At 72.5% G+C, this 21,007-nt stretch carries 17 protein-coding genes; 8 read left to right on the forward strand and 9 right to left on the reverse strand.

Translation table 11 applies throughout. The features are described 5' to 3' along the window. Window positions 1-161: 161 nt before the first annotated feature. The 4 genes from HDA41_RS20280 to HDA41_RS20295 all read right to left on the reverse strand — a co-directional run bounded on the left by HDA41_RS20280 (window position 162) and on the right by HDA41_RS20295 (window position 3,230). The gene (locus HDA41_RS20280; protein WP_184985875.1) at window positions 162-392 is read right to left on the reverse strand and encodes a winged helix DNA-binding protein; all 231 of its coding nucleotides are present in this window, start codon (window positions 390-392) and stop codon (window positions 162-164) included. 139 nt (window positions 393-531) lie between these two features. Further along, window positions 532-912: a hypothetical protein gene (locus HDA41_RS20285; protein ID WP_184985877.1), complete on the reverse strand. Its 381-nt coding sequence runs from the start codon at window positions 910-912 to the stop codon at window positions 532-534. Between the two features lie 168 nt (window positions 913-1,080). Continuing rightward, the gene (locus HDA41_RS20290) at window positions 1,081-2,610 is read right to left on the reverse strand and encodes a flotillin family protein (RefSeq protein WP_184985879.1); all 1,530 of its coding nucleotides are present in this window, start codon (window positions 2,608-2,610) and stop codon (window positions 1,081-1,083) included. Window positions 2,611-2,714: 104 nt separating this feature from the next. After that, window positions 2,715-3,230, reverse strand: a complete 516-nt coding sequence (locus tag HDA41_RS20295) for an NfeD C-terminal domain-containing protein (protein WP_184985881.1) — start codon at window positions 3,228-3,230, stop codon at window positions 2,715-2,717. Window positions 3,231-3,639: 409 nt separating this feature from the next. Here HDA41_RS20295 and HDA41_RS20300 point away from each other — a divergent pair, with 409 nt between their 5' ends. Both HDA41_RS20300 and HDA41_RS20305 read left to right on the forward strand, forming a co-directional pair. Then, complete coding sequence (locus tag HDA41_RS20300; RefSeq protein WP_184985883.1) at window positions 3,640-5,544, forward strand: NAD(P)-binding protein; 1,905 nt, start codon at window positions 3,640-3,642, stop codon at window positions 5,542-5,544. Window positions 5,545-6,047: 503 nt separating this feature from the next. Beyond that, complete coding sequence (locus HDA41_RS20305) at window positions 6,048-7,889, forward strand: glycoside hydrolase family 15 protein (RefSeq protein WP_184985885.1); 1,842 nt, start codon at window positions 6,048-6,050, stop codon at window positions 7,887-7,889. A 76-nt stretch (window positions 7,890-7,965) separates the two neighbouring features. Here HDA41_RS20305 and HDA41_RS41365 read toward each other — a convergent pair whose 3' ends face one another. The 3 genes from HDA41_RS41365 to HDA41_RS20320 all read right to left on the reverse strand — a co-directional run bounded on the left by HDA41_RS41365 (window position 7,966) and on the right by HDA41_RS20320 (window position 11,947). Next, window positions 7,966-8,142: a hypothetical protein gene (locus HDA41_RS41365; RefSeq protein WP_260423343.1), complete on the reverse strand. Its 177-nt coding sequence runs from the start codon at window positions 8,140-8,142 to the stop codon at window positions 7,966-7,968. A gap of 647 nt (window positions 8,143-8,789) precedes the next feature. Continuing rightward, window positions 8,790-11,228 carry an FtsX-like permease family protein gene (locus HDA41_RS20315; protein ID WP_184985887.1) on the reverse strand — a complete coding sequence of 813 codons (2,439 nt, stop codon included), beginning with the start codon at window positions 11,226-11,228 and terminating at the stop codon, window positions 8,790-8,792. Then, window positions 11,222-11,947, reverse strand: coding sequence for an ABC transporter ATP-binding protein (locus HDA41_RS20320; RefSeq protein WP_184985889.1), 726 nt, complete (start codon window positions 11,945-11,947; stop codon window positions 11,222-11,224). Before HDA41_RS20320 ends, HDA41_RS20315 begins: the two co-directional genes overlap by 7 nt. Before the next feature lie 190 nt (window positions 11,948-12,137). Here HDA41_RS20320 and HDA41_RS20325 point away from each other — a divergent pair, with 190 nt between their 5' ends. The 4 genes from HDA41_RS20325 (at window position 12,138) to HDA41_RS20340 (ending at window position 16,513) form a co-directional block, all read left to right on the forward strand. Further along, window positions 12,138-13,382 carry a sensor histidine kinase gene (locus HDA41_RS20325; protein ID WP_184993579.1) on the forward strand — a complete coding sequence of 415 codons (1,245 nt, stop codon included), beginning with the start codon at window positions 12,138-12,140 and terminating at the stop codon, window positions 13,380-13,382. Next, a complete protein-coding gene (locus HDA41_RS20330; protein WP_184993577.1) occupies window positions 13,372-14,031 on the forward strand; it encodes a response regulator transcription factor in 660 nt (219 codons plus the stop codon). The genes HDA41_RS20325 and HDA41_RS20330 overlap by 11 nt, the downstream gene beginning before the upstream one ends. A 249-nt stretch (window positions 14,032-14,280) precedes the next feature. After that, window positions 14,281-14,976, forward strand: coding sequence for a ScbR family autoregulator-binding transcription factor (locus HDA41_RS20335; protein ID WP_184985891.1), 696 nt, complete (start codon window positions 14,281-14,283; stop codon window positions 14,974-14,976). A 154-nt stretch (window positions 14,977-15,130) separates the two neighbouring features. After that, window positions 15,131-16,513, forward strand: coding sequence for a cytochrome P450 family protein (locus tag HDA41_RS20340; protein ID WP_184985893.1), 1,383 nt, complete (start codon window positions 15,131-15,133; stop codon window positions 16,511-16,513). On the opposite strand, the gene HDA41_RS20345 is transcribed toward HDA41_RS20340, so the two are convergent. Together HDA41_RS20345 and HDA41_RS20350 are read right to left on the reverse strand one after the other, a co-directional pair. Beyond that, a complete protein-coding gene (locus HDA41_RS20345) occupies window positions 16,458-17,390 on the reverse strand; it encodes an NAD-dependent epimerase/dehydratase family protein (protein ID WP_184985894.1) in 933 nt (310 codons plus the stop codon). The two genes, HDA41_RS20340 and HDA41_RS20345, sit on opposite strands and share 56 nt — an antisense overlap. Beyond that, window positions 17,387-18,502, reverse strand: a complete 1,116-nt coding sequence (locus HDA41_RS20350; RefSeq protein WP_184985896.1) for a ScbA/BarX family gamma-butyrolactone biosynthesis protein — start codon at window positions 18,500-18,502, stop codon at window positions 17,387-17,389. The genes HDA41_RS20345 and HDA41_RS20350 overlap by 4 nt, the downstream gene beginning before the upstream one ends. A gap of 159 nt (window positions 18,503-18,661) precedes the next feature. Between HDA41_RS20350 and HDA41_RS42290 the strand changes: the two genes are divergently transcribed. Together HDA41_RS42290 and HDA41_RS20360 are read left to right on the forward strand one after the other, a co-directional pair. Beyond that, a complete protein-coding gene (locus HDA41_RS42290) occupies window positions 18,662-19,441 on the forward strand; it encodes a ScbR family autoregulator-binding transcription factor (protein WP_311772150.1) in 780 nt (259 codons plus the stop codon). 114 nt (window positions 19,442-19,555) lie between these two features. Beyond that, window positions 19,556-20,989 (forward strand): DUF2252 domain-containing protein, encoded by a 1,434-nt coding sequence (locus HDA41_RS20360; protein ID WP_184985898.1) that lies wholly within the window; start codon window positions 19,556-19,558, stop codon window positions 20,987-20,989. Window positions 20,990-21,007 lie beyond the last annotated feature (18 nt).

Genomic DNA, 21,007 nt, shown 5'->3' on the forward strand with positions numbered 1-21,007 from the left:
CCATTCCTGTTTCCCTGGGTGTGATGGATGTCTCTGGGCACGGCGTCCGCCTTGCGTTGTGGATCTTCGGTTGGGAGACTCTCGGGACCTGTTCGTCTGTGAGGAAGGTCTCAGCTCCGAGTGATGGGGGGGCTGGCCACTGCGCCCGGGGGCGGACAGCCTCAAGGAGTGGAAGGGCCGGAGAGTCCCGCTACCGCCGATTCCGGAGATCCCCATGGTTCCTCCAGTGCGGCCCGAAGTGCGGTGACGGTATCCGCACCGACGCGCCCGCCGAGCGCGGCTTCGAGCCCGGCCAGGATCTGCGTCGTCTCCTCGCGGCGCCGGACACCGGCCTCCGAGAGCAGCACGAGCTTCGACCGGGCGGACCGCGGATCGCGCTCGACGGTCACCACGCCGGCGGCGACAAGTTCATGGACTCACTGGTGACCGCAACGCGGCACACCTGCTGAACCTCTGACCAGGACAGCAGGTGGGGAGTGTGGCTGGCCACCGGCACCGGATGCGGTGGCCGAGGGCTTCGAACCGGGGTGGCTATGGCCGGGGGGTCGGCGGTGCCGGAAGGGGCGCCGTGTCCGGAGCACTGTCGGGGGGCTGCGACTTCAAGCCCCCGGTGCTCGGACTGGGCGTGACATGCTGCTTCTCCTCCACCGGGGGGTGGGTAGGCCACCACAGCACAACCACCAGACCAACGGCGCACACACCACCGACGAACAGCCCAATCGGCGGGCGTCGCGGTGACCGCACCAGGCGCAGGCCCAGCCAGCCGACGCAGGCCCCTGTGAAGACCGCGATCGTCGGGGTGAGGTCGCCGTTCCTATGGGTGATCAGCAGGGCGTCGTAGTTGGTGAACAACGCCAAGAGCGTTGCGTAGAGCACCGCGATGACCGCGCACACTCTTTCCAGCAGGCGCAACGCGCGTGTCCTTCCGTGTCTCGGGAGGGCTTCGGCGGAACCGCGCGAGGAGCCGGCAGCCGGTGAGCGGGCCGGCTGCCGGGATCGGTCGTACCGTCTGCCGCAACGGCCCCGGGGCGGGGCCCGGCGGCTCGATGCCGCGCGGGCCCCTGTGCCGGCTGCCTGCCCTCAGCCGATCTGGATCTTTCCGTTGGCCTCGGCAGCCGACGTGCCCGCGGGCTGGACGTCGCCGTTGCGCTGGGTGAGGCCCTTGAGCAACTCGGCGAGGTCGACTCCCGTGGTGGAGCTCAGGAGTTCGACGCCCTGGGCCACGTTGTCGGCGACGGTGCGGGACAGCTGGCTCGCGCCGTCGGTGGAGATGACCGTCATCTTGTCCACGGCGCTCAGCGGCTCGGACGCCTTCGCGACGACCTGCGGCAGCACCTCGACCAGCATCTGCAGCACGGCCGCGTCGCCGTACTGGGCGAAGGCGTCGGCCTTCTTCCGCATCGCCTCGGCCTCGGCCGCACCCTTCGCGCCGATCGCCGCCGCCTCGGCCTCGCCCTCCAGCCGCACCGCCTCGGCGATCGCCGCACGCCGGGACCGCTCGGCCTCGCCCTGCTTGAGACCCTCGATCGCCTGCGCCTCGGCCAGCGCGCTGCGCTGCTGCTTCTCGCCCTCACCCGTGAGCCGGGACCGCTCGGCCTCCGCCTGCGCGGCGGCGATGGCGGCCAGCCGCTCCGCCTCGGCCTGCTTCACGCGGGCCACGCGCTTGGCCTCCGCCTCCTGCTCGGCGGCGTACCGCTGGGCGTCGGCCGGCTTGCGGACCTGGGTGTCGAGCTGGCGGTCGGTCAGCGCGGCCTGCCGCTCGGCGACCTTCTCCTGCTCGGCGAGGATCTCCTGCTCCCGCGCCGCCTCGGCCAGCGGACCGGCGGCGGCCGCACGGGCGGCGGCCTCGTCGGTCTCGGCCTTGATCTCGGCCTGCTTCAGGTAGAAGGTCCGCTGGGCGACCGCGATCTCCTCCTCGGCCTTCAGCCGGGCCTGCTCGGCGGCGCGGCGGGCGACGGCCTCGGCGATGTCGGCCTCCTGCTTGGCACGGGCGGCCTCGGGGCGGCCCAGGTCCTCCAGGTAGGAGCCCTCGGTGGTGATGTCCTGGATCTGGAAGGCGTCGAGCACCAGTCCCTGCCCCGACAGGCTCGCCTCCGCCTCCTCCGCCACCTGCCCGGCGAACGCGGCCCGGTCGCGGATGATGTCCTCCACCGACATCCGGCCGACGATGGCGCGCAGCGCCCCGGAGAGGACCTCCTGGGTGAAGCCGACGATGCCGTCCTGCTGCATCAGGAACCGCTGGGCGGCGGCGCGGATGGCGTCCTCGGTGCCGCCGACCTTGACGATGGCGACGCCCTCCAGGTTGGCCTTCACCCCCCGCAGGGTGACCGCGCCGCGCACCGCCACGGGGATGTGCCGCGAGGACAGGTCGAGGGTGAACTTCTGCTGCACGAACGGCACGACGAACACACCGCCGCCGACCACGACCTTCTGGCCGCTGTTGTCGGTGAACACCCGGCCGGTCTCCGGGTCGGTGGCTTTCTTGCCGCGCCGCCCGGTGACGATGAACGCCTCGCTCGGACCGGCCACCTTGTACCGGCTGACGACGACCAGCGCGATCAGCGCGAGGAGTACGACGACTCCTCCCACCGCGATGGCAACTGAACTCATGGTGTTGTCCCCTCAGCCCTCCCTGAGGACGGCATTCGGTAAGGGTTGTGGATGAGACCGGCACGCCCGGAGCGGTACCGGAAGGAGTGGACGGCTGCGCCGGGTCAGCGTTCGACCGGGCGTACGGACACCGCCGACTGCGACAGCGCCTGCTCGACCCAGACCTCGGCGCCCCGGGCCACGGCGACCGGGCTCTTCGCCGAGAGCTTCATCGGCTGTCCGGCCAGGTGCACGAGCACCTCGCCGTAGCCGTCGGCGGGGATCGCGGTCACGACCGAGCCGGACGCGCCGATCAGGTCGTCGCCACGCGGAGCGGCGCCGGAGGAGTCACGCATCAGCGCCTGGCTGAGGCGGTAGGCGAACCAGCCGGTGAGGACACCGGCCGGCACCCCGACCACCGTGGCCCCCACCGGGCCCAGCCCAGTGCTTCCCAGGACGATCGCGCCCGAGAAACCGAACATGGACAGGAACCCGGCGATCACCGGCAGCGACAGCAGCCCGTCGAGCAGGCCGTCCACGACGGAAACCCCGTCGAGGAGTCCTTCGAGTACACCGTCAAGAACGAACGACAGGGCAAGGAGGACGACCCCCGCAATGCCGAGACCCAGAAACCAGGCCATCCGCGCACCACCGCCTCTCCTTGCCCTCCCCCGCTGGTGCACGCATCGTCACACGCGGGCGCCGGGCGAGACATTGCCTGCTTCCGGCAATCTTTACGCGGTTTTAATGCCGCACCTCGCACAGCCGGACGGTCGGCGGCCCGAGGCCTTGCCGATGCTCTGTGACACCGCGTCAGGAACCTGTACGGTTTCCAGCGGTGTGCCGGGAAGCCTGGTCGGCGATCTTGACGGAAGAAGGCGGAGAAGCTTCGCCGAACGGGGGTCCCGACGTAATGCTCATGACGGTCTTCAGAGTGGTCCCTGGAGTGGCACACGCCCCTGCGCGGCTTCTCCACCGCCTGACCCGGGGGTGCCGTACAACATGATCACGTTTCCTCAGCCCGCGCGTGGCGTACCGCGTCCGGGGCACATGATCGTATGTGGTGACGACGCGCTCGCCGAGCGGCTGGCCGCCGAGCTCGCCACGGTGTACCGGGAGCGGGTCACTCTGGTCGTACCGCCCTCGCGGCCTCCCGGCGCCCCCACCGGAAGGGCGCGCGCGGTCGCGCTGCTCGGCCGGATACAGACCGCCATGAACCGTACGGAGAACTCGACCGGCTCCGGCGCCACCGGTACGGCCCGCATCGTCGAGGCCGCCGTACTCGACGAAGCCGCCCTGGCCGAGATGGGCGTGCGCGAGGCCGCCGCGCTGGCGCTCGTGTATGACGACGACGAGACCAACATCCACGCCGCGCTGGCCGCCCGCCGCCTCAACCCCCGGCTGCGCCTGGTCATCCGGCTCTACAACCGCAAGCTCGGCCAGCACCTGGAGGAACTCCTCGACCAGGCCGCCGTCCTCGCTGTCCCCGGCCTTGATCCCGAGGCCCTCGACACCTCCACCACCGTCCTGTCGGACGCCGACACCGCGGCGCCCGCGCTCGCGGCCACCGCCGTGGCGGGCACCAGCAAGGTCGTCCAGGCAGACGGACTGCTGCTGCGCGCCGTGGAACGCACTCCGCCCGGCCGCGGCCGGGTCGCCGATCCCGGTCTGTGCACCCTCGCCGTGCTGTCGTCGACCACCATCGACCCGGCCGGAGCGGAAGGTTCGGATGCCAGCGGCAGGGAGGCGCCGATTCTGCTCCCGGACGACGACACGGTCGCGGGCGCCACCGGGCGCGGCATGGTGGTCCTCGAAACTGTCACGCATACGGCTTCCGGTTCCGCACCGCGACGGCTGGCGGGGCGCGGACTGCCGCTCGGCTCCCTGTTCTCGCGCCGACTGCGCTGGTCACTGGCCGGGCTGGTGGGCTGTGTCCTGGGCGTGGCCGTCGCGACCTGGCTGACCACGGGCGACCACCCGCTGCATGCCGCCTACCTCACCCTGCTCGACCTCTTCGCGATCGGCGACCCGGCGCTCGACGAGCCCACCGCGCGGCAGGTGCTCCAGCTCCTCGCCGGACTGGCCGGCCTGCTGCTCATGCCCGTCCTGCTCGCGGCCGTCCTGGAGGCGCTCGGCACCTTCCGCACCGCCTCCGCGCTGCGCCGACCACCCCGCGGCCTGTCCGACCACGTCGTCCTGCTCGGCCTCGGCAAGGTCGGCACCCGGGTGCTGGCCCGGCTCCGAGAACTCGACATCCCCGTGGTGTGCGTCGAAGAGGACCCGGAAGCGCGAGGCATTCCGCTCGCCCGCCGCCTGCGCGTCCCCACCGTCCTCGGGGACGCCACCCAGGAGGGTGTGCTGGAGGCCGCCAAGATCGACCGCGCGCACGCCTTGCTCGCCCTCACCAGCAGCGACACGACGAACCTGGAAGCCGCCCTGTACGCACGCTCCGTCGAACCGGACCTGCGGGTGGCCCTGCGGCTGTACGACGACGGCTTCGCCACCGCCGTCTACCGCACCCTGCGCACCGCCCACCCGCGCGCCCTCACCCGCAGCCGCAGCGTCTCCACCCTCGCGGCCCCCGCCTTCGCCGGGGCCATGATGGGCCGCCGGGTCCTCGGGGCCATTCCCGTCGAGCGCCGCGTGCTGCTCTTCGCCGCCCTCGATGTCGCGGCGCACCCGCAGTTGGAGGGCCGCACCATCGCCGCGTCGTTCCGTCCCGGCAAGTGGCGCGTTCTGGCACTGGACACGGCCGAACCGGACGAGCGGCTGCCGGACCTCGCCGCCACACCGGCGCACCACGGCGCCGTCCGTCCCGGCGGACTCGTATGGGACCTGCACCCCGGCTATGTCCTTCGGCCCGAAGACCGCGTGGTACTCGCCGCGACGCGCCAAGGACTGGCCGAACTCCTCGGCCGGCAGTCACGGCTGGGGGCGCGAACCACTGACGCCTAGGTGTGCTGTTCGGAGAGGTTGGTGACGCGGGGCCTGGCACGCGCATCTGCGGCGTTGTCGTCGGTTGCCGATGCTCCGCATCGACGCCCTCCTCCGCCTTGCAGCTGCACGCACCAGGCCCCGCTCACCGGCGCGGACGAGATGCCGCCGATTCCCTGCGACCTGATCCAAACGACAGGCCCTAGCGGGGCAGCGATCGTTGCGGTGCGCTGGGCTGTTCTGGTCGACGGCCGCGTCGCCGTCGGGGCGCCCGGCTGCAGGGGAGTCACTTGCCGACACCGGCCTGGGCTGCTGTCTTTCTGTCTGCCATGGGACGAGCTCTCTTTTCCACCAGCAGGTCGTCCGGAGCGCAGGTGGTACACCGCGCCCAAGGGGTCGCCACGTCGCGCACGCGCAGGGTCTCCCGCCGCCGGGCGGGGATCCTCGCGAGCCGCGGGAGGTGGAGCAGGCCGCTGCAACCCTCGGAGTGATCCGGTCCGCCCTCGGTGGGTACAGCGTCACGCATGAACGAGTGGTCGCCGACGTCGCATGAGGAGTATCTGCCGATCGAGGACCACGGCCTGATCGGCGACGGCCGGGGGTGCGCCCTGGTGGGCCGCGACGGCGCCATCAGCTTCATGTGCGTCCCCCGGTTCGATGCCCCGCCCCTGTTCTGCTCACTGCTCGACCGCCACGGCGGCGGTTCCTTCCTGCTGGCACCCGAGGGCCTGCGGCTGAGCCGCCAGCACTACGTCGAGGACACCGGCGTCCTCGTGACGGAACTGCGTACGGACACCGGAGTCGTCGAGATCACCGATGCGTTTCTCTTGCAACCGACTGCGCGGTTGGAGGTGGAGGCCCCGGTCGGCAGGGGAGAACTGGTCCGGCACGCACGCGTCACACATGGCTCTGTCGATCTGGCAGTGGCGGTACAGCCGCGAGGTCAAACCCACACCGAGCGTCAGGACGCAGGCTGGCGACTGACATGCCCCCGGCAAGCCCTGAAGCTGCACCTGACCGCCTCCCGGCCACTGCCCGGCCCCCGGTGCACCGTGCCCCTGAGCCAGGGCGAGGACCTCTGGTTCCGACTGCGCTGGAGTGATCGGCGGGACACCGACCCGGGACGATCAATCTCCCCGTGCTTCGGCGACACCGTACGGGCGTGGCGCCGCTGGTCGGCTTTCGTAGTGAAGGACGTTCCCCGCGCCGACCTGGTGCGCCGCTCGGCCATCACACTGAAGCTTCTCGACTACGTCGAGAACGGCGCCATCGTTGCCGCCCCGACGTCTTCCCTGCCCGAACGCATCGGAGGCGACCGGAACTGGGACTACCGCTACGCCTGGATCCGGGACGCGGCGTACACCGTCTTCGCCCTGCGGCGCATCGGCCTTCCCGACGAAGCCGGAGGCTTCCTCCACTGGGCGCTGACGGCCGCCTGGCGGGACGGGCGACTGCGCGTGCTGTACGACGTGGACGGCCGGCCACCGCCGCCGGAAGTGATCGACGAGGAACTTGAGGGCTACCGCGGCTCCGCACCCGTACGGTGGGGAAACGCCGCCGTCGAACAGCTCCAGCATGACGTGTACGGCGAACTCCTCGACTGCGCCTTCCAATGGGCGGCCACGGGACGCCCCTTGAGCACCGGTCTGTGGCACCGCCTGTCCGGTCTGGCCGAACAAGCCCGCACCGCATGGCGGACACCGGATCACGGCATCTGGGAAGTACGTACCCACGGACGCCCGTTCACGTATTCGGCAGCGATGTGCCAGGTGGCGCTCGACCGCGCCGCACGTCTCGCCACCCGCCTGAACCTCCCAGGAAACGCCACCACGTGGGCCGCGGAGGCTCGTCACCTCACCGGCCGGATCATCCACGACGCCTGGGACGGGCACACGCACTCCTTCACAGAACACCTCGGCGCAAGAGGCGGCCTGGACGCCTCCCTGCTCGCCCTGCCCCTCAGACGCGTCCTTCCCGCCGACCACCCCCGCATGGTCGCCACCACACAGGCGATCACCGAACGCCTCGGCGCGGGCGACGGCCTGCTGTTCCGCTACCTGCCGCAGGACTCGCCCGACGGTCTCCAGGAGCCGGAGGGCGCCTTCCTGCTGTGCAGTTTCTGGCTCGTGGACAACCTCGCGGGCCAAGGCCGCGTCGACGAAGCCTCGGAGCTGTTCGAGAAGCTGTGCTCCTACGCCAGCCCGCTCGGCCTGTACGCCGAACAGATCGATCCCGCAGACCGCTCCTTCCTCGGCAACTTCCCTCAGGCACTCAGCCACGTCGGGCTGCTGTCCAGCGCTGTCGTCCTCGCCCGCACGCAGCGCGGCATACGCCCGGAGCTCTCCACCCACGCGTGGTTTCGGTGAGGGCACTGCCACAGGCCTGGTGATCGCGATGCGGGCCGTTGGCTCCGCGCGCTCCATCCGCCGGCGCCGAGCGGCTTCAGCGGATGTACTTGATGATGAAGGCGATCACCATGTTGACGGCCTGGTTCTTGACCCAGCCCGGAAGGAACTTCCAGACGACGCCCCCGTTTTCTCCCCCGAGGCAGCCGATGACGGCGTTCCTGACGCAGGTCTTCTTGCCGGACGCCTTGCCCGCCGCGATATCGCTGAGCACCGAGCGGGAATGCCGACCGGCGCCCCCTTCGCGCACCATGCCGCGGCACCGACGGCCGCCGCGGCGATCGAGAAGGCGAAGCCACCGGACCCGCTCATGGCCTTCTCGATCTCGGCCAGCGCCTCCGGGCCCATCTCCTGCTCGATGAACTGGCGCTGCTCCGCAGTCAGTTCAGGAGCCTGCGTGGCGGCTCTGGCAGGCACGGTGCGAGCCGTTCCGCGCCTCCGTGGTCTTCGCCTCCAGGTCATGGAGGTGATCACGGACGGGACTCTGACATCCCGAGGGAGGTCCGGAATAAAAGGAAGACGCGTGAAAAGGAAGCGAAGAAATTCCTTGAAACGCGGATCACTTGGGATCGTACACGGCTCAACTTTATGTCAGCACGCCACTTGAGGTAGATGGCAAAGAGCCAGTCGCGGTTGTCCGACTCCAGCACTATCCGCCCCAACTCCCCGTACGTCCACGGTGGGAGAAACACTGCCCTGTGGAGGGATCAATTCACATTCCGCGCGCGGCAGGCTGGGTGCGTCCCGTACGTACCGACCCAAGGACCCAACGCACGTGCGCAACAGTCGAATATCCCTCTTCCTGGCGGTCAGCGCCGTCACCAATGAGACGGACTCGCCCTCGAAGCGTCCCCGGACCTGTCACTCCCGTACGCCCGCCAGTTCCACCGGCCGGCGGCGCAGGGCGAGGGCGGCCGGGACGAGCGCGGAGGTCACGGCGAGGAAGGCGCAGACGGCCGTCGTCGTGCCGAGGGCCTGCCACGGGAGCTGGATCGTGGCCGGGGCCGACAGCAGGGCGAGGGCGCTCGCCATGCCGGCCAGGTTGACGGCGGCGACCAGGAGGCCGAGGAGGGCGCCGGCCGCCACGACCGTCAGGGCCTCGGCGCCGGTCAGCCGCAGGACCTGCCGGCGGGTGGCTCCGGCCAGCCGCAGCAGGGCCAGGTCGCGGGCCCGGTCGGACGTCGCCATGGCCATGGTGTTGGCCACGGAGATGCCCGTGTAGAGGAGGGCGATGCCGAGGACCAGCAGGAGGCCGAGGCGGGTGGTGCGGTGGGGCTCGGGGTGGGTGGCCCGGATCCACGCCTCGCGGGTGAGGACCTGTCCGTTCCCGGTGCCGAGCGCCTCGCGCAGGGCGGTGGCGACGGTTTCCGGGTCCGCGCCGCGGGTCAGGGCCACGTCGATCCGGTCGGCCCTGGCGCCCGGGGCATTGCGCGGAGTGACGTAGACACCGTTGTCGCCGGTGCCGGTGGTCATCACCGCGGCGATCCGCAGGGTGCGCGGCGATCCGTCGCCGAGCCAGACGCGGACCCGGTCGCCCACCCGGTGCCGCTGCCACTCCTCGTTGACGATGATCGAGTCGTCGTCGAGGTCGCTGACCGCGCCGGCGGCCAGGGGGAGGCGGGTGGTGGCCGCGAGGGGGCCGGGGGTGGCGGCGCGGGCCTCGGAGCGGACGAGGGCCACGTCGTCCTCCAGGACGTGGACGGCCGTCGAGGACGTCGGCGACGTCTCGGCGCCCGGGACGGCGCGCAGTCTGCGCAGGGCGGCGGCGTCGAAGCCGGTGCCGGCCGGTGGGATCACGACGAAAGCGGCGGTGGTGCGCTCGCTCGTCTCGGCGGTCCTCGCCCGGTTCAGGGTCTCGGTGGCGCCGAGCAGGGAACCGGCGAGGGCGACGGTGACCAGGACGGGGGCCGCGAGGGCGGCGGCGCGGCGCATCCCGGCGGCGGTGTTCTCGCGGACCAGCATCGCGCAGGCACCCGGCAGCCACGTCAGCAGCCGGGTCAGGGGGCGCAGCACCAGCGGGGAGAGCAGGGCGGCCGCGGTGATCAGCAGCATCGGGCGGCTGATGTAGGACTTGCGGTGCAGCAGGCCGGTCGGGTCGTCGGCCAGGGACAGGCCCAGGGTCACCGCGGCCGTCAGCAGCAGGGCCGCGCCGGACAGCAGGCGACCCCGGGTGATCGTCCGGCTCTCCGCCGAGGCCTCGCGCAGCGCCTCGGTGGGGCCGGTGCGGCCGGCCCGCCAGGACGCCGCGGTCGCTCCGCACAGGGCGACGAGCAGGCCGGTCCAGAAGGCCGCGTGGTAGGGCCAGGTGTGGTCGCCGATGGTGAACCAGGCCGGGGCGAGGCCGTTGTCGACGACCCAGGCCGCGAGGTGGGGAGCTCCGTGGGAGCCGAGGGCGCAGCCGGTGGCCGAGGCGAGGGCGCCGACGGCGAGGGCCTCGGTGAGGACGCTCCGGCGGATCTGGCCCGGGGTGGCGCCGGCGGTGCGCAGCAGGGCGAACTCCCGGCGCCGCTGGGCGACCGCGAAGGCGAAGGTGGACGCCACGACGAAGACCGACACGAAGGCGGTGACGCCGCCGGCGGTGCCGAACAGGGAGTTCATCGCCGTGAGCGCCTCGTCGTCCCGGCCGGGGTCGGCGTCGGCGAGGCGGCGGGCCTTCCCGGTGAGGACCTGTGCGCTGTCGCCCACCGCCTCCCCCACGGCTGCCGGATCGGCCTCGACGGCCAACTGTGTGACCGAGGGGGACAGTCGGGCGGCGCGGGCGTCGGTGAAGAACACGGCGTTCTCGAAGCCGCGCGAGGTGAGCGTGCCGACGACGCGTACCGGGCCCCGGTCGGTGTGGAGGTGCCGGCCCGGGCGGGCCCAGTCGCCGGTGACGGCGACCTCGTCGGCGGTGCGGGGGGCTCGGCCGGTGGCGAGGTCGTAAGGGGCGAAGGCGGCGGTGGACCAAGGGTGGCCGACCAGGTCCGTCGGGGCGTCCGTGGCGCGGACGGCGAAGGACCTGTCCGCCACGACCGGGCCCAGCTTCCGCAACTTCGCGACGGTCGCGGCGGGGACCGGGCGCGGGTGGGCGAGCCGGGACTCGCGGTCGCCGGTCGGGGTCGGTACGCGCAGCGTGTCCTGGCCCTTGACGACGACCGGTGCCGCAGCGAAGCGCTCGGGGGCCCGCTGCGGGGCGGTGGCCGACGAGGCCAGGGCCAGGCCCGTCACGGTCAGCAGTGCCACGCCCAGACAGAGCGCGACGAAACTGCCGGTGAAGGTGGCCCAGCGGGCGCGCAGGGTGCGCAGGGCGACGCTCAGCACGGCACGGCCTCCAGACGCGTCATGCGCGCGGCGACGGCGTCGGCGCTCGGACCCGTCAACTCCCCGTGGACGCGCCCGTCGACGAGGAAGAGCACGCGGTCCGCGTAGGCGGCGGCCACCGGGTCGTGCGTGACCATGACGACCGTCTGGCCCTCGCGGTCGACCATGCCGCGCAGCAGCCCCAGCACCGCGCGGCCGGTGCGCGTGTCCAGGGCGCCGGTCGGTTCGTCGGCGAACAGCACGTCGGGACGGGTGATCACCGCGCGGGCCAGGGCGACGCGTTGCTGCTGGCCACCGGACAGCTGCGCAGGTCTGTGCCGGGCCCGGTCGGCGAGGCCGACCTGCTGGAGCGCCTGGCGCACCCGGGCCTTCGGGACGCGCCGGCCGGCCAGGCGCAGGGGCAGCGCGACGTTCTGCCCGGCGGTCAGCGAGGGCAGCAGGTTGAACGCCTGGAAGACGAACCCGACGCGCTCGCGGCGCAGCAGGGTCAGCCGCCGCTCGCTCAGCCCGGTCAGTTCGGTGCCGGCCAGGGTGACCGAGCCGGAGGTGGGCCGGTCCAGGCCGGCGGCGCACTGGAGCAGGGTCGACTTGCCGGAGCCGGAGGGGCCCATGACGGCGGTGAAGGTCCCGGCGGGGAAGGCCAGGGAGATGTCGTCGAGCGCGGTCACTGGTCCGTACGCCCTGCTGACGGATTCCAGCCGGATGGCGTCGTGTGTCATGGGTTCCCTGCCTCGTGTCGGTCGGCGGTGGCTTCCAGCGAATCGCGCGGAGGCGGGTCGGCGCAGTGCGGCGGGGCCTAGACCTGAGGTAGGGCCAGGCATACCTCCCGGCCTCCGCCTGGGCCCATGGCCGGGGCCTCGGCGGGCCTCTACGGTGATCCCCATGCAGCCTCGGAACGTGTGGCAGGCCATGGCCCGCCCCGGCTACCTGACGTCGGCGTGGCCGTGGCGGTCGGCCGCGTACCTGCTCACCGGTGCGGTGACCGGCGTCGTCGTGCTCGTGGGAATCGTGGTCTCGGCGGCGGTCGGGGGTGTGTTCGCGCTCGCCCTCGTCGGACTGCCGCTGCTCCTGTGCACGGCCCTGGCGGGTGTCCCGGTCGCCGCGGTGGAGCGGCACCGGCTGCGGCTGGTCGACCCGGACCCGGCGCCCGGGCAGCACGGGACGCCCCGCGAGCCCGGCCTGAGGGCGTGGCTGACGACCCGGCTCCGGGAGCGGGCCACCTGGCGCGAGCTCGGCCACGCCCTGCTGTTCGCGGGGCTGTTGTGGCCGGTCGACGCCCTGGCGTTCGCCGTCTTTCTGGCGGGCCCGTTGTCCGTGGTCGCGACTCCGTTGCTCTTCGGGGCCTTCGGCGAGGCGAAGGTGCTCAAGGTGTGGCTGGTCACCAGCTGGCCCGCTGCCTTCGGGTACGCCGCCTGCGGGCTGGTCCTGCTGGCCCTGGGCGCCTACCTGCTGGGCGTCGCCGCCGGCGCGCGGGCCGGGCTGACACGGCTGCTGATCGCCCCGCGCGAGGCCGACCTCGGGGTCAGGGTGGTCGAACTGGCCCGGTCCCGGGTGCGGTTGGTGGACGCCTTCGAGGCGGAACGGCGGCGGATCGAGCGCGATCTGCACGACGGGGCGCAGCAGCGGCTCGTCGCCCTGACGATGACGCTCGGCCTGGCCCGGCTGGACGCCCCGCCGGGACCGCTGGCCGACCAGCTCGCCAAGGCCCATGAGGAGGCGGGCACGGCCCTCGCGGAACTGCGCGAGCTCATCCACGGCATCCATCCCAAGGTCCTCGCCGACTACGGCCTCGAAGCCGCCGTCGCCGACGCCGCCGACCGCTCGGCCGTGCCCGTCGACGTCGATCTGGAGCTGCCCGGGCGGCTTCCCCAAGCCGTCGAGGCGGCCGCGTACTTCGTGGTGTGCGAGGCGCTCGCCAACGTGGGCAGGCACAGTGGGGCGAGCCGGGCGGAGGTGAGCGGCGGGCACCGCGACGGCCGGCTGGTCCTCCGGATCCGCGACGACGGGCGCGGCGGTGCGCGGGCCGGTCAGGGCAGCGGGCTGACCGGACTCGCCGACCGGGTGTCGGTGCTCGATGGCAGACTCTCCCTGTCCAGTCCGCCCGGCGGACCGACCCTGCTGCGTGTGGAGATCCCTTGTGGCCCTGCGAGTTGAGCGACCGCTGCGGGTGGTCCTGGCCGAGGACAGCGTGCTGCTGCGGGACGGGCTCGTCGGGCTGCTCGGCCGCTGCGGACACGAGGTCGTCGCGGCCGTGGGAGATGCCGAGGCACTGATCGCGGCCGTCGGGGAGCACGCCCCCGACGTGGTCGTGACGGACGTGCGGATGCCGCCCGGCTTCCAGGACGAGGGCCTGCACGCGGCCGTGCGACTGCGCCGCGAGCGGCCCGGGCTGCCCGTCCTGGTCCTCAGCCAGTACGTGCAGCGCCGCTACGCCGCCGAGCTGCTGGACTCCGGCGACGGCACGGGCGTCGGCTATCTGCTCAAGGACCGGGTCGGCCAGGTCGAGGAGTTCGTCGAGGCGCTCGGCGAGGTGGCCGACGGCGGGACGGTCGTCGACCCCGAGGTCGTACGGCAGTTGCTGCGCCGCCGCCGCGACCCGCTGGAGCGCCTCACCCCGCGGGAACGGGAGGTGCTGGCGCTGATCGCGCAGGGCAGGTCCAACGGCGCGATCGCCCGCGAACTGGTCGTGTCCGAGGCGGCCGTCGGCAAGCACATCTCCGGCATCCTCGCCAAGCTGGACCTGCCGCCGGCGGACGAGACCCATCGGCGGGTGCTGGCCGTGCTGGCGTATCTGCGGGCGTAGGCGGGCGGTCGGCCGGCCCGGGTCGGTCGGCCGGCTCGGGCTCGGGGGCCGGCTCGGGCTCGGGGGCCGGCCCGGCCCCGGTGGGTCGGCCGGGGAGCCCGGACCGGTCGGTCGGGGCCCGTCGGATCGGTCGGGGCCCGTCGGGTCGGCCTGGCCGGAGTCGAGGCCCTCGGGCCGCGCGTGCGTTGTGCAAAAACCAGCGAGTTGGTTTCATTGCGTCGCCATCAGAGCCCTCCACGGGAGCCAGGGGTGACCAAACAGGACCGGGCCGTCCGGACCCGTCTCGCGCTGATCCGTTCGGCGGCCGAGCAGTTCGAGGCACGGGGATACGTCCGGGCCAGTCTCGCGGAGATCAGCTCCGGAGCCGGCGTCAGCTCCGGCGCGCTGCACTTCCACTTCGCGAACAAGGCCGCCGTGGCCGAAGCCGTCGAGCAGGCGGCCGCCCGTGCCCTGCGCCAGGTCGCGGGCCGGGGCCGCCGCGGCGACGGGTGCGCCCTGCAGCGTCTGGTGGACGTCACGCACCACGTCGCCCGGCTGCTGTGTGCCGACATCGTGGTGCGCGCGGGGCTGCGGCTGAACGCCGAGGCGGTCGCCGGGCGGGTGCGCGACCTGCGCAGGGAGTGGCGGGAGTGCGTGCACGAGCTGCTGGCCGAGGCGGAGCGCAAGGGCGAACTCGCCGCCGGGATGCCGCCGCACCGCTCCAGCGCCGTCGTCCTCGCCGCCACGACCGGCATCGAGGTGCTGGCGCGGGAGGACCCCGGCTGGCTCGCCCGGACCTCCCTGACCGACCTGTGGCACCTGCTCCTGCCGTGCGTGGCCGCACCGCACCTGGCCGGTGCGCTGGACCCGGCCGGGACCGAGCCGGACCGCGCGGAGCCGGACGTCGGCAGGCAGGCGGACGGGGCGGTGGAGGAGCCGGACCGGGCGGGGTTCGCGCTGCGGTAGCGAGGCGTCCGGTCGGCTTGCGGTCGGCTTCCGGTCGACCTTCCCATGGCCAGCAGTCGTTGAAGCGGTGGCCAAAACAAACCGGATGCCAAGTTTTTTCGTCACTTGAACCGCACGATAGTTCCCCAGCCTCTGGACCAAGGAGCGATGAGTCATGGCACAGCAGGCATGCCCCTTCCTGGCGATCGACCCGTCCGGCCAGGACCTCTACGACGAGATATCCCGGATCCGGGCCCAGGGTTCCGCTGTGGAGGTGGAACTCCCGGGCGGCGTACGGGCCTGGTGGATCAACGGCCTGGAGCTGAACAAACGGCTCCTGGCCGGCCCCGAGACGAGCAAGGACGCCTTCCAGCACTGGCCGGCCTGGATCAACGGGGACATCTCCCGCACCTGGCCGCTCGCGATCTGGGTGTCGGTGCGCAACATGGTCACCGCGTACGGCACCGACCACAGCCGGCTGCGCAAGCCGATGGCCGCCGCCTTCACCAAGCGCCGCGTCGAGGCGCTGCTCCCGCGCGTCCAGGAGATCGTCGACCGGGCGCTGGACGACCTGGAGCGGATCCCGGAAGGTGAAGTCGTCGACCTGCGGGCGGCGTTCGCGGCGCCGGTGCCGCACGAGGTGGTGTGCGAACTCTTCGGCGTACCGCCCGGCGAGGACGGCCCGCGGGGAGCCCTCTACCGCATCATCAGCCGCTTCTTCGACACGGCGATCTCCCTGGAGGACGCCCAGGCCAACGGGGTCGAGCTGTACGGCACGCTGACCGCGTTCCTCCAGTACAAGCGCGAGCACCCTGCCGACGACCTCACGACGGCCCTCATGGCCGCGCACGACGAAGGCAGCCTCAGCGAACAGGAGTTGATGGACAACCTGATCCTGCTGCTCACCGCGGGCTTCGAGACGACCGTCAACCTCATCGACAACACCGTGCACAGCCTGCTCGCCCACCCCGACCAGCTCGAACTCGTCCGTTCCGGGCAGGCGACCTGGGAGGACGCCATCGAGGAGTCGCTGCGCATCGAGGCGCCCGGTGCCATGTCGGGCCTGCGCTACGCCGTCGAGGACATCGAGATCGAGCCAGGTCTGACGATCCCGAAGGGTGATCCGGTCGTGGTCTCCTTCGCCGGTGCCGGACGCGACCCCGAGCGGCACGGCCCGGACGCCGAACGGTTCGACGTCACCCGGCCCACCAGCCGCGACCACATCTCCTTCGGCCACGGCGTGCACCACTGTCTGGGCCGGCCCCTGGCCATGGCCGAGGCGACGGCGGCCCTGACGTCCCTGTTCGACCGGTTCCCGCGGCTGGCCCTGGCCGATCCGTCCCGGCCTCCGAAGCGGCTGCGGTCCATCATCTCCACGGGCCACGAGGAGTTGCCCGTGCTGCTGCACGGCCGCGACCCCGGCCCGGAAGCGGAAGCGGAAGCCGAAACGGAAGCCGAAACGGAAGCGGGACCGCGGCCGCGTCCGGAAGAGGCGGAGGCGATCAGGAGGCTTTCCGGCCTTGGAGGAACGAGCGGTACCAGGGTGCCGCGCGCCTGAATTCGGCCGCGAACCCCTCCCCGGGCGAGCAGTCGAGGTCCTTCCAGAAGGTGTCGTCCACGAACCAGTGGTCGACCGTGAGCATGCCGAGGTGATGGAGGGCGAGCGGATTCCCGGCGGCCCGGTCCAGGGCGGTGGCGACGTCCACCGCCGCACCGCCGCCGGGCTCCTGCGGCAGCGTGCACACGGCCCCGAGCAGGTCCGGGACCGCCACCGGCTCGGGGTGGTTGACGTGGTGCACACCGCCGTCGTGCGCCGGGGACAGGGCCGCGGCCACCACCGCACGGCCCAGGGTGTCGACGTCGATCATCGACTGGAGCGCCTCGCAGCCGGTGAGGGTCGCCGACAACTCGCCCAGCAGCCAGACCAGTCCGGGGACGACCCACCGGTCGCCCTCGCCGTACACCAGGTGCGGGCGCAGCACCAGGCCGCCGGCGTCGAGGACGTGCCGTTCGGCGGCGGCCCGGGTGCGGCTGGTGGCCGACGCGGGCGCGATGGGCACCTCCCCGGGGCGCACACCGCGGAAGGGGCCCCGGCCGTACACGGCGGCCGTGCTCACATACACGATCCGGCGCACCCCGGCGCTCACGGCCTCCTCGACCAGGGCCCGTGTGCCCAGGTCGTTGACGGCCTCGACGCTCTCGGCGTCGCCGTCGACCCGTGTGGCGCAGTGCACCAGGACGTCGGTGCCCGCGCAGGCGCCGCGCAGGGAGGGCAGATCGCGCAGGTCGCCGTGGACGGACGCGCCGGGCTCGGATCCCGGTGGGGTACGGCGGGACAAGTGCCGTACGCGGACGCCGGGTTGCCGGTGTGCGGCGGCCGCCACCCTGCTGCCGACGAAGCCGCTCGCGCCCGTGATCAGAAAGGTGACTGTCACGACAGGGACCGTATCCGGGCCGGCTGCGCGGCGGTCAGAGTGGCGCTGAAGACGGACTCGCCGTCCTGCCGTCCCGAGACCCGTACGGTCGTTTCCCCCGGGCCCCCCGGGTCTCCCGAGCCTCCCGGATCTCCCGAGTCTCCCGGATCGTTGTGGAGTACCTCCGTCTCGATCCAGCACGGGCTGTGCAACTCGGCGTACCGGGCGAAGGTCGCCGTCATCGAGCGGGGCAGGAAGGGGTGCCGGCCGGACGCGGCGGTCGCCGCCTGGCGGGCCGCCTCGAACAGGACCATGCCGGGTACATGGTCGTTGGGTCGCGGGAAGAGCACCGGGTGGCCGGTGTCCACGCGCAGCCGCCAGACGCCGGGGCGGTCGGCGGGGGCGAGGACGACGTCCTCGGCGCGCGAGCGGCCGGCGAGCGCCGGCGATATGCCCGGCAGCAGCGGCACGGGCGTGCCGAGGGCGGCCAACTGCTTCTGTCGCAGACGGCGGTAGGCGAGCGGCGAGGTGCAGCCGGTGCTGCCGGTGCCGCGGGCGACGAAGCGTCCCGCGCGGCGGAACTCCATCGTGGTGCGCATGCTGTGCAGGCCGCGACCGCGACGGCGAATCTCGGAGCACACGACGTCGACGTCGACCGGTTCGGCGGCGTCCGCCAGCAGGAGCGCGGACGGGTCGGTGTGGACCGTCAGGTCCCACATGACGAAGTGCGTGTCGGCGGGGGCTCCGAACTCGGCGTGCGCGAGCACCATCGATGCCTGCCGCAACGTTTCGCCCACGATCATCGGGTCCTGGTGGCGGTCGTCCACGGGGCCGAAGAACGCGTGGGTGGCCGGCCAGTGAGCGGTGAAGCGGAAGCGGGTCTCGGAAATCCGGCGCCACCGGGTGGGGAAGACGTCCGCCTCGGTGGTGCGGTGGGCCAGTTCCTTGGTGACCGCGATGGCTGAGGTGACCGAGGTGGCTTCGTGGACTTCGGGTGCTCCGGGGGGCTCGGTGGGATCGGTGACTGCGGCTTGTGGCGCGTTCTCGACGGCCGCGGTGGTTCTGTTTGCCGGACGGCCCTCCTGTCCGGTCTGATCGTCCGTGGGTGCGCTTAAAGGTTCTGACTGCGGCATGAGAACCCCCAGGATCGGCAACCTGACTGAGGTCGGCGTTTGACTAAGATACGGACGAGCCGGTTTTTTTCAAAGGGTTTACCAAACCGCTGGGACAGGCTCTCGCGCCCCCGCCGCACAGCGATTTCACAGGAATCGACGGAGATCAGGAGGCACCCGATGGCGCGACAGGAGCGCGCGATCCGCACCCGGCGGACCATCCTCGAAGCGGCCGCGGCCGTCTTCGACGAACGCGGCTACACCTCGGCGACCATCGGGGAGATCCTCGACCGGGCGGGCGTCACCAAGGGCGCGCTGTACTTCCACTTCGGCTCCAAGGAGGAGCTGGCGGTGGGGGTGTTCGAGGAGCAGCTCGCGATCGCGCTCCCGCCGCAGTCCAGCAAGCTCCAGGAGCTCGTCGACTCCGGGCTGGTGCTGGCCCGCCGGCTGCGGTCCGAACCGCTGGTTCGCGCCAGTGTGGGGCTCGCCCTCGACCAGGGGGCCATGGACCTCGACCGCACGCCGGCCTTCCGGATGTGGATCGACCAGAACGTGCAGATGCTGGCCGAGGCGAAGGCGCAGGGTGAACTGCTGCCGCACGTCGACGTGGCGGAGACGGCGGAACTGCTGGTCGGCAGCTTCTCAGGCGTGCAGCTGCTGTCCCAGCTGCGCTGCCAGCGGCAGGATCTGGAGCGCCGTATCGTCGTGATGTTCGAACACTTCCTGCCGGGCATCGCCGTTCCCGCGGTACTGGCCCGGCTCGACATCTCGGTGGAGCGGGCCGAGCTTGTGCTGGCGCAGGCGCAGGCGCAGGCGCAGGGGCGGGTGCCCGGACATGGGCAGGTGCCCGGACAGGGTCAGGTGCCGGGGCAGTCCCAGATGCCGGGCCAGGGCCAGGGGCCGGAGCAGGGGCGGGTGCAGGAAGGGGCTGTGCCGACGCAGGTCTCGTCGGGGGCGTAGAAGCCACGGGTTGTCCACAGCTGTGGAGTTGTCCACAGGGTCTGACGCGTTTCGGCCGTCGGCTGTACGGTCGCACGAGTTGATGTTCGTGCGCGTGCGGGGGAGGCGGTCGCTGTGACCAGGGACGGTGCTGGGGCTGAGGGCAGGGCGGCGCACGGGGTGACCCATCGGCTGCCCCGGGTGCGGGGTTTCGCCGAGTGGCCCTCCGAGGGCTCGCCCAAGGACGAGGGCAAGGCCCTGCGCCAGCGGGTCCCGCGCGGCGCGCACGCCACGCTCGACCTGGACGCGTCCCGGCCCGACGCGGTGAGCGCGGTCGAGGAGTCGGGCCGCGGCCGGCTCCCCGAGCTCACGCCCATGCGGGTCGGCCGCATGGCCGCCGCGCCGTTCGCGTTCCTGCGCGGCGCCGCGGGCCTCATGGCCTATGACCTGGCGCGCACCCCCATGACCCGGATCCGGGCGCAGATCTGCGGCGACGCCCACGCGGCCAACTTCGGCCTGTACGGCGACGCGCGCGGCGGTCTGGTCATCGATCTCAACGACTTCGACGAGACGGTGCTCGGCCCGTGGGAGTGGGACGTGAAGCGCCTCGCGGCGTCCCTGGTGCTCGCGGGCCGGGAGGCCGGAGCGGACGAGGAGAGGTGCCGCAAGGCGGCCTACGACGCGGTGGGCGCCTACCGCCGCACCATGCGGCTGCTGGCCAGGCTCCCGGTGCTGGACGCGTGGAACGCCATCGCGGACGAGGAGCTCGTCTCCCACACGGACGCCCATGACCTGCTCGGCACGCTGGAGCGGGTCTCCGAGAAGGCCCGCCACAACACCAGCGGCCGCTTCGCGGCCAGGTCGACGGAGGCCACGGAGGACGGCGGGCGCCGCTTCGTCGACGCCCCGCCGGTGCTCCGGCGCGTCCTGGACGCGGAGGCCGCGGCGGTGGCGGTGTCCCTGGAGGAGTACGTCGGCACACTGCCGGAGGACCGCCTGCCGCTCCTCGCCCGGCACGCGGTGCACGACGTGGCGTTCCGTGTCGTCGGCACGGGCAGTGTCGGCACCCGGTCCTACGTCGTGCTGCTCCTGGACCACCGGGGCGAGCCGCTCGTGCTCCAGGTGAAGGAGGCGCGTGCGTCGGCGCTGGTGCCGCATCTGGTGACGGCCGGTTTCGAGGCGCCGGTGGCCGACCACGAGGGGCGGCGGGTCGTGCTGGGGCAGAAGCGGATGCAGGTCGTGAGCGACATCCTGCTGGGCTGGACGACCGTCGACGGGCGCCCCTTCCAGGTCCGCCAGTTCCGCAACCGCAAGGGCAGCGTCGATCCGGCCGCCCTGGCCGCCGACCAGATAGACGACTACGGCCGCATGACCGGCGCCCTCCTGGCCCGCGCCCACGCCCACAGCGCCGACCCCCGCCTCGTCGCCGGCTACTGCGGCAAGAGCGAGGAGCTGGACGAGGCGATGGCCGCGTTCGCCGTCGCCTACGCGGACCGGACGGAGGCGGACCATGCGGACCTGGTGGCAGGTGTGCGGGCGGGGAAGGTCGCCGCGGAGATGGGGGTCTGACCCGTGAGGGCCCTCGGA

This window comes from Streptomyces caelestis (assembly GCF_014205255.1).
Taxonomy (GTDB): Bacteria; Actinomycetota; Actinomycetes; order Streptomycetales; family Streptomycetaceae; genus Streptomyces; species Streptomyces caelestis.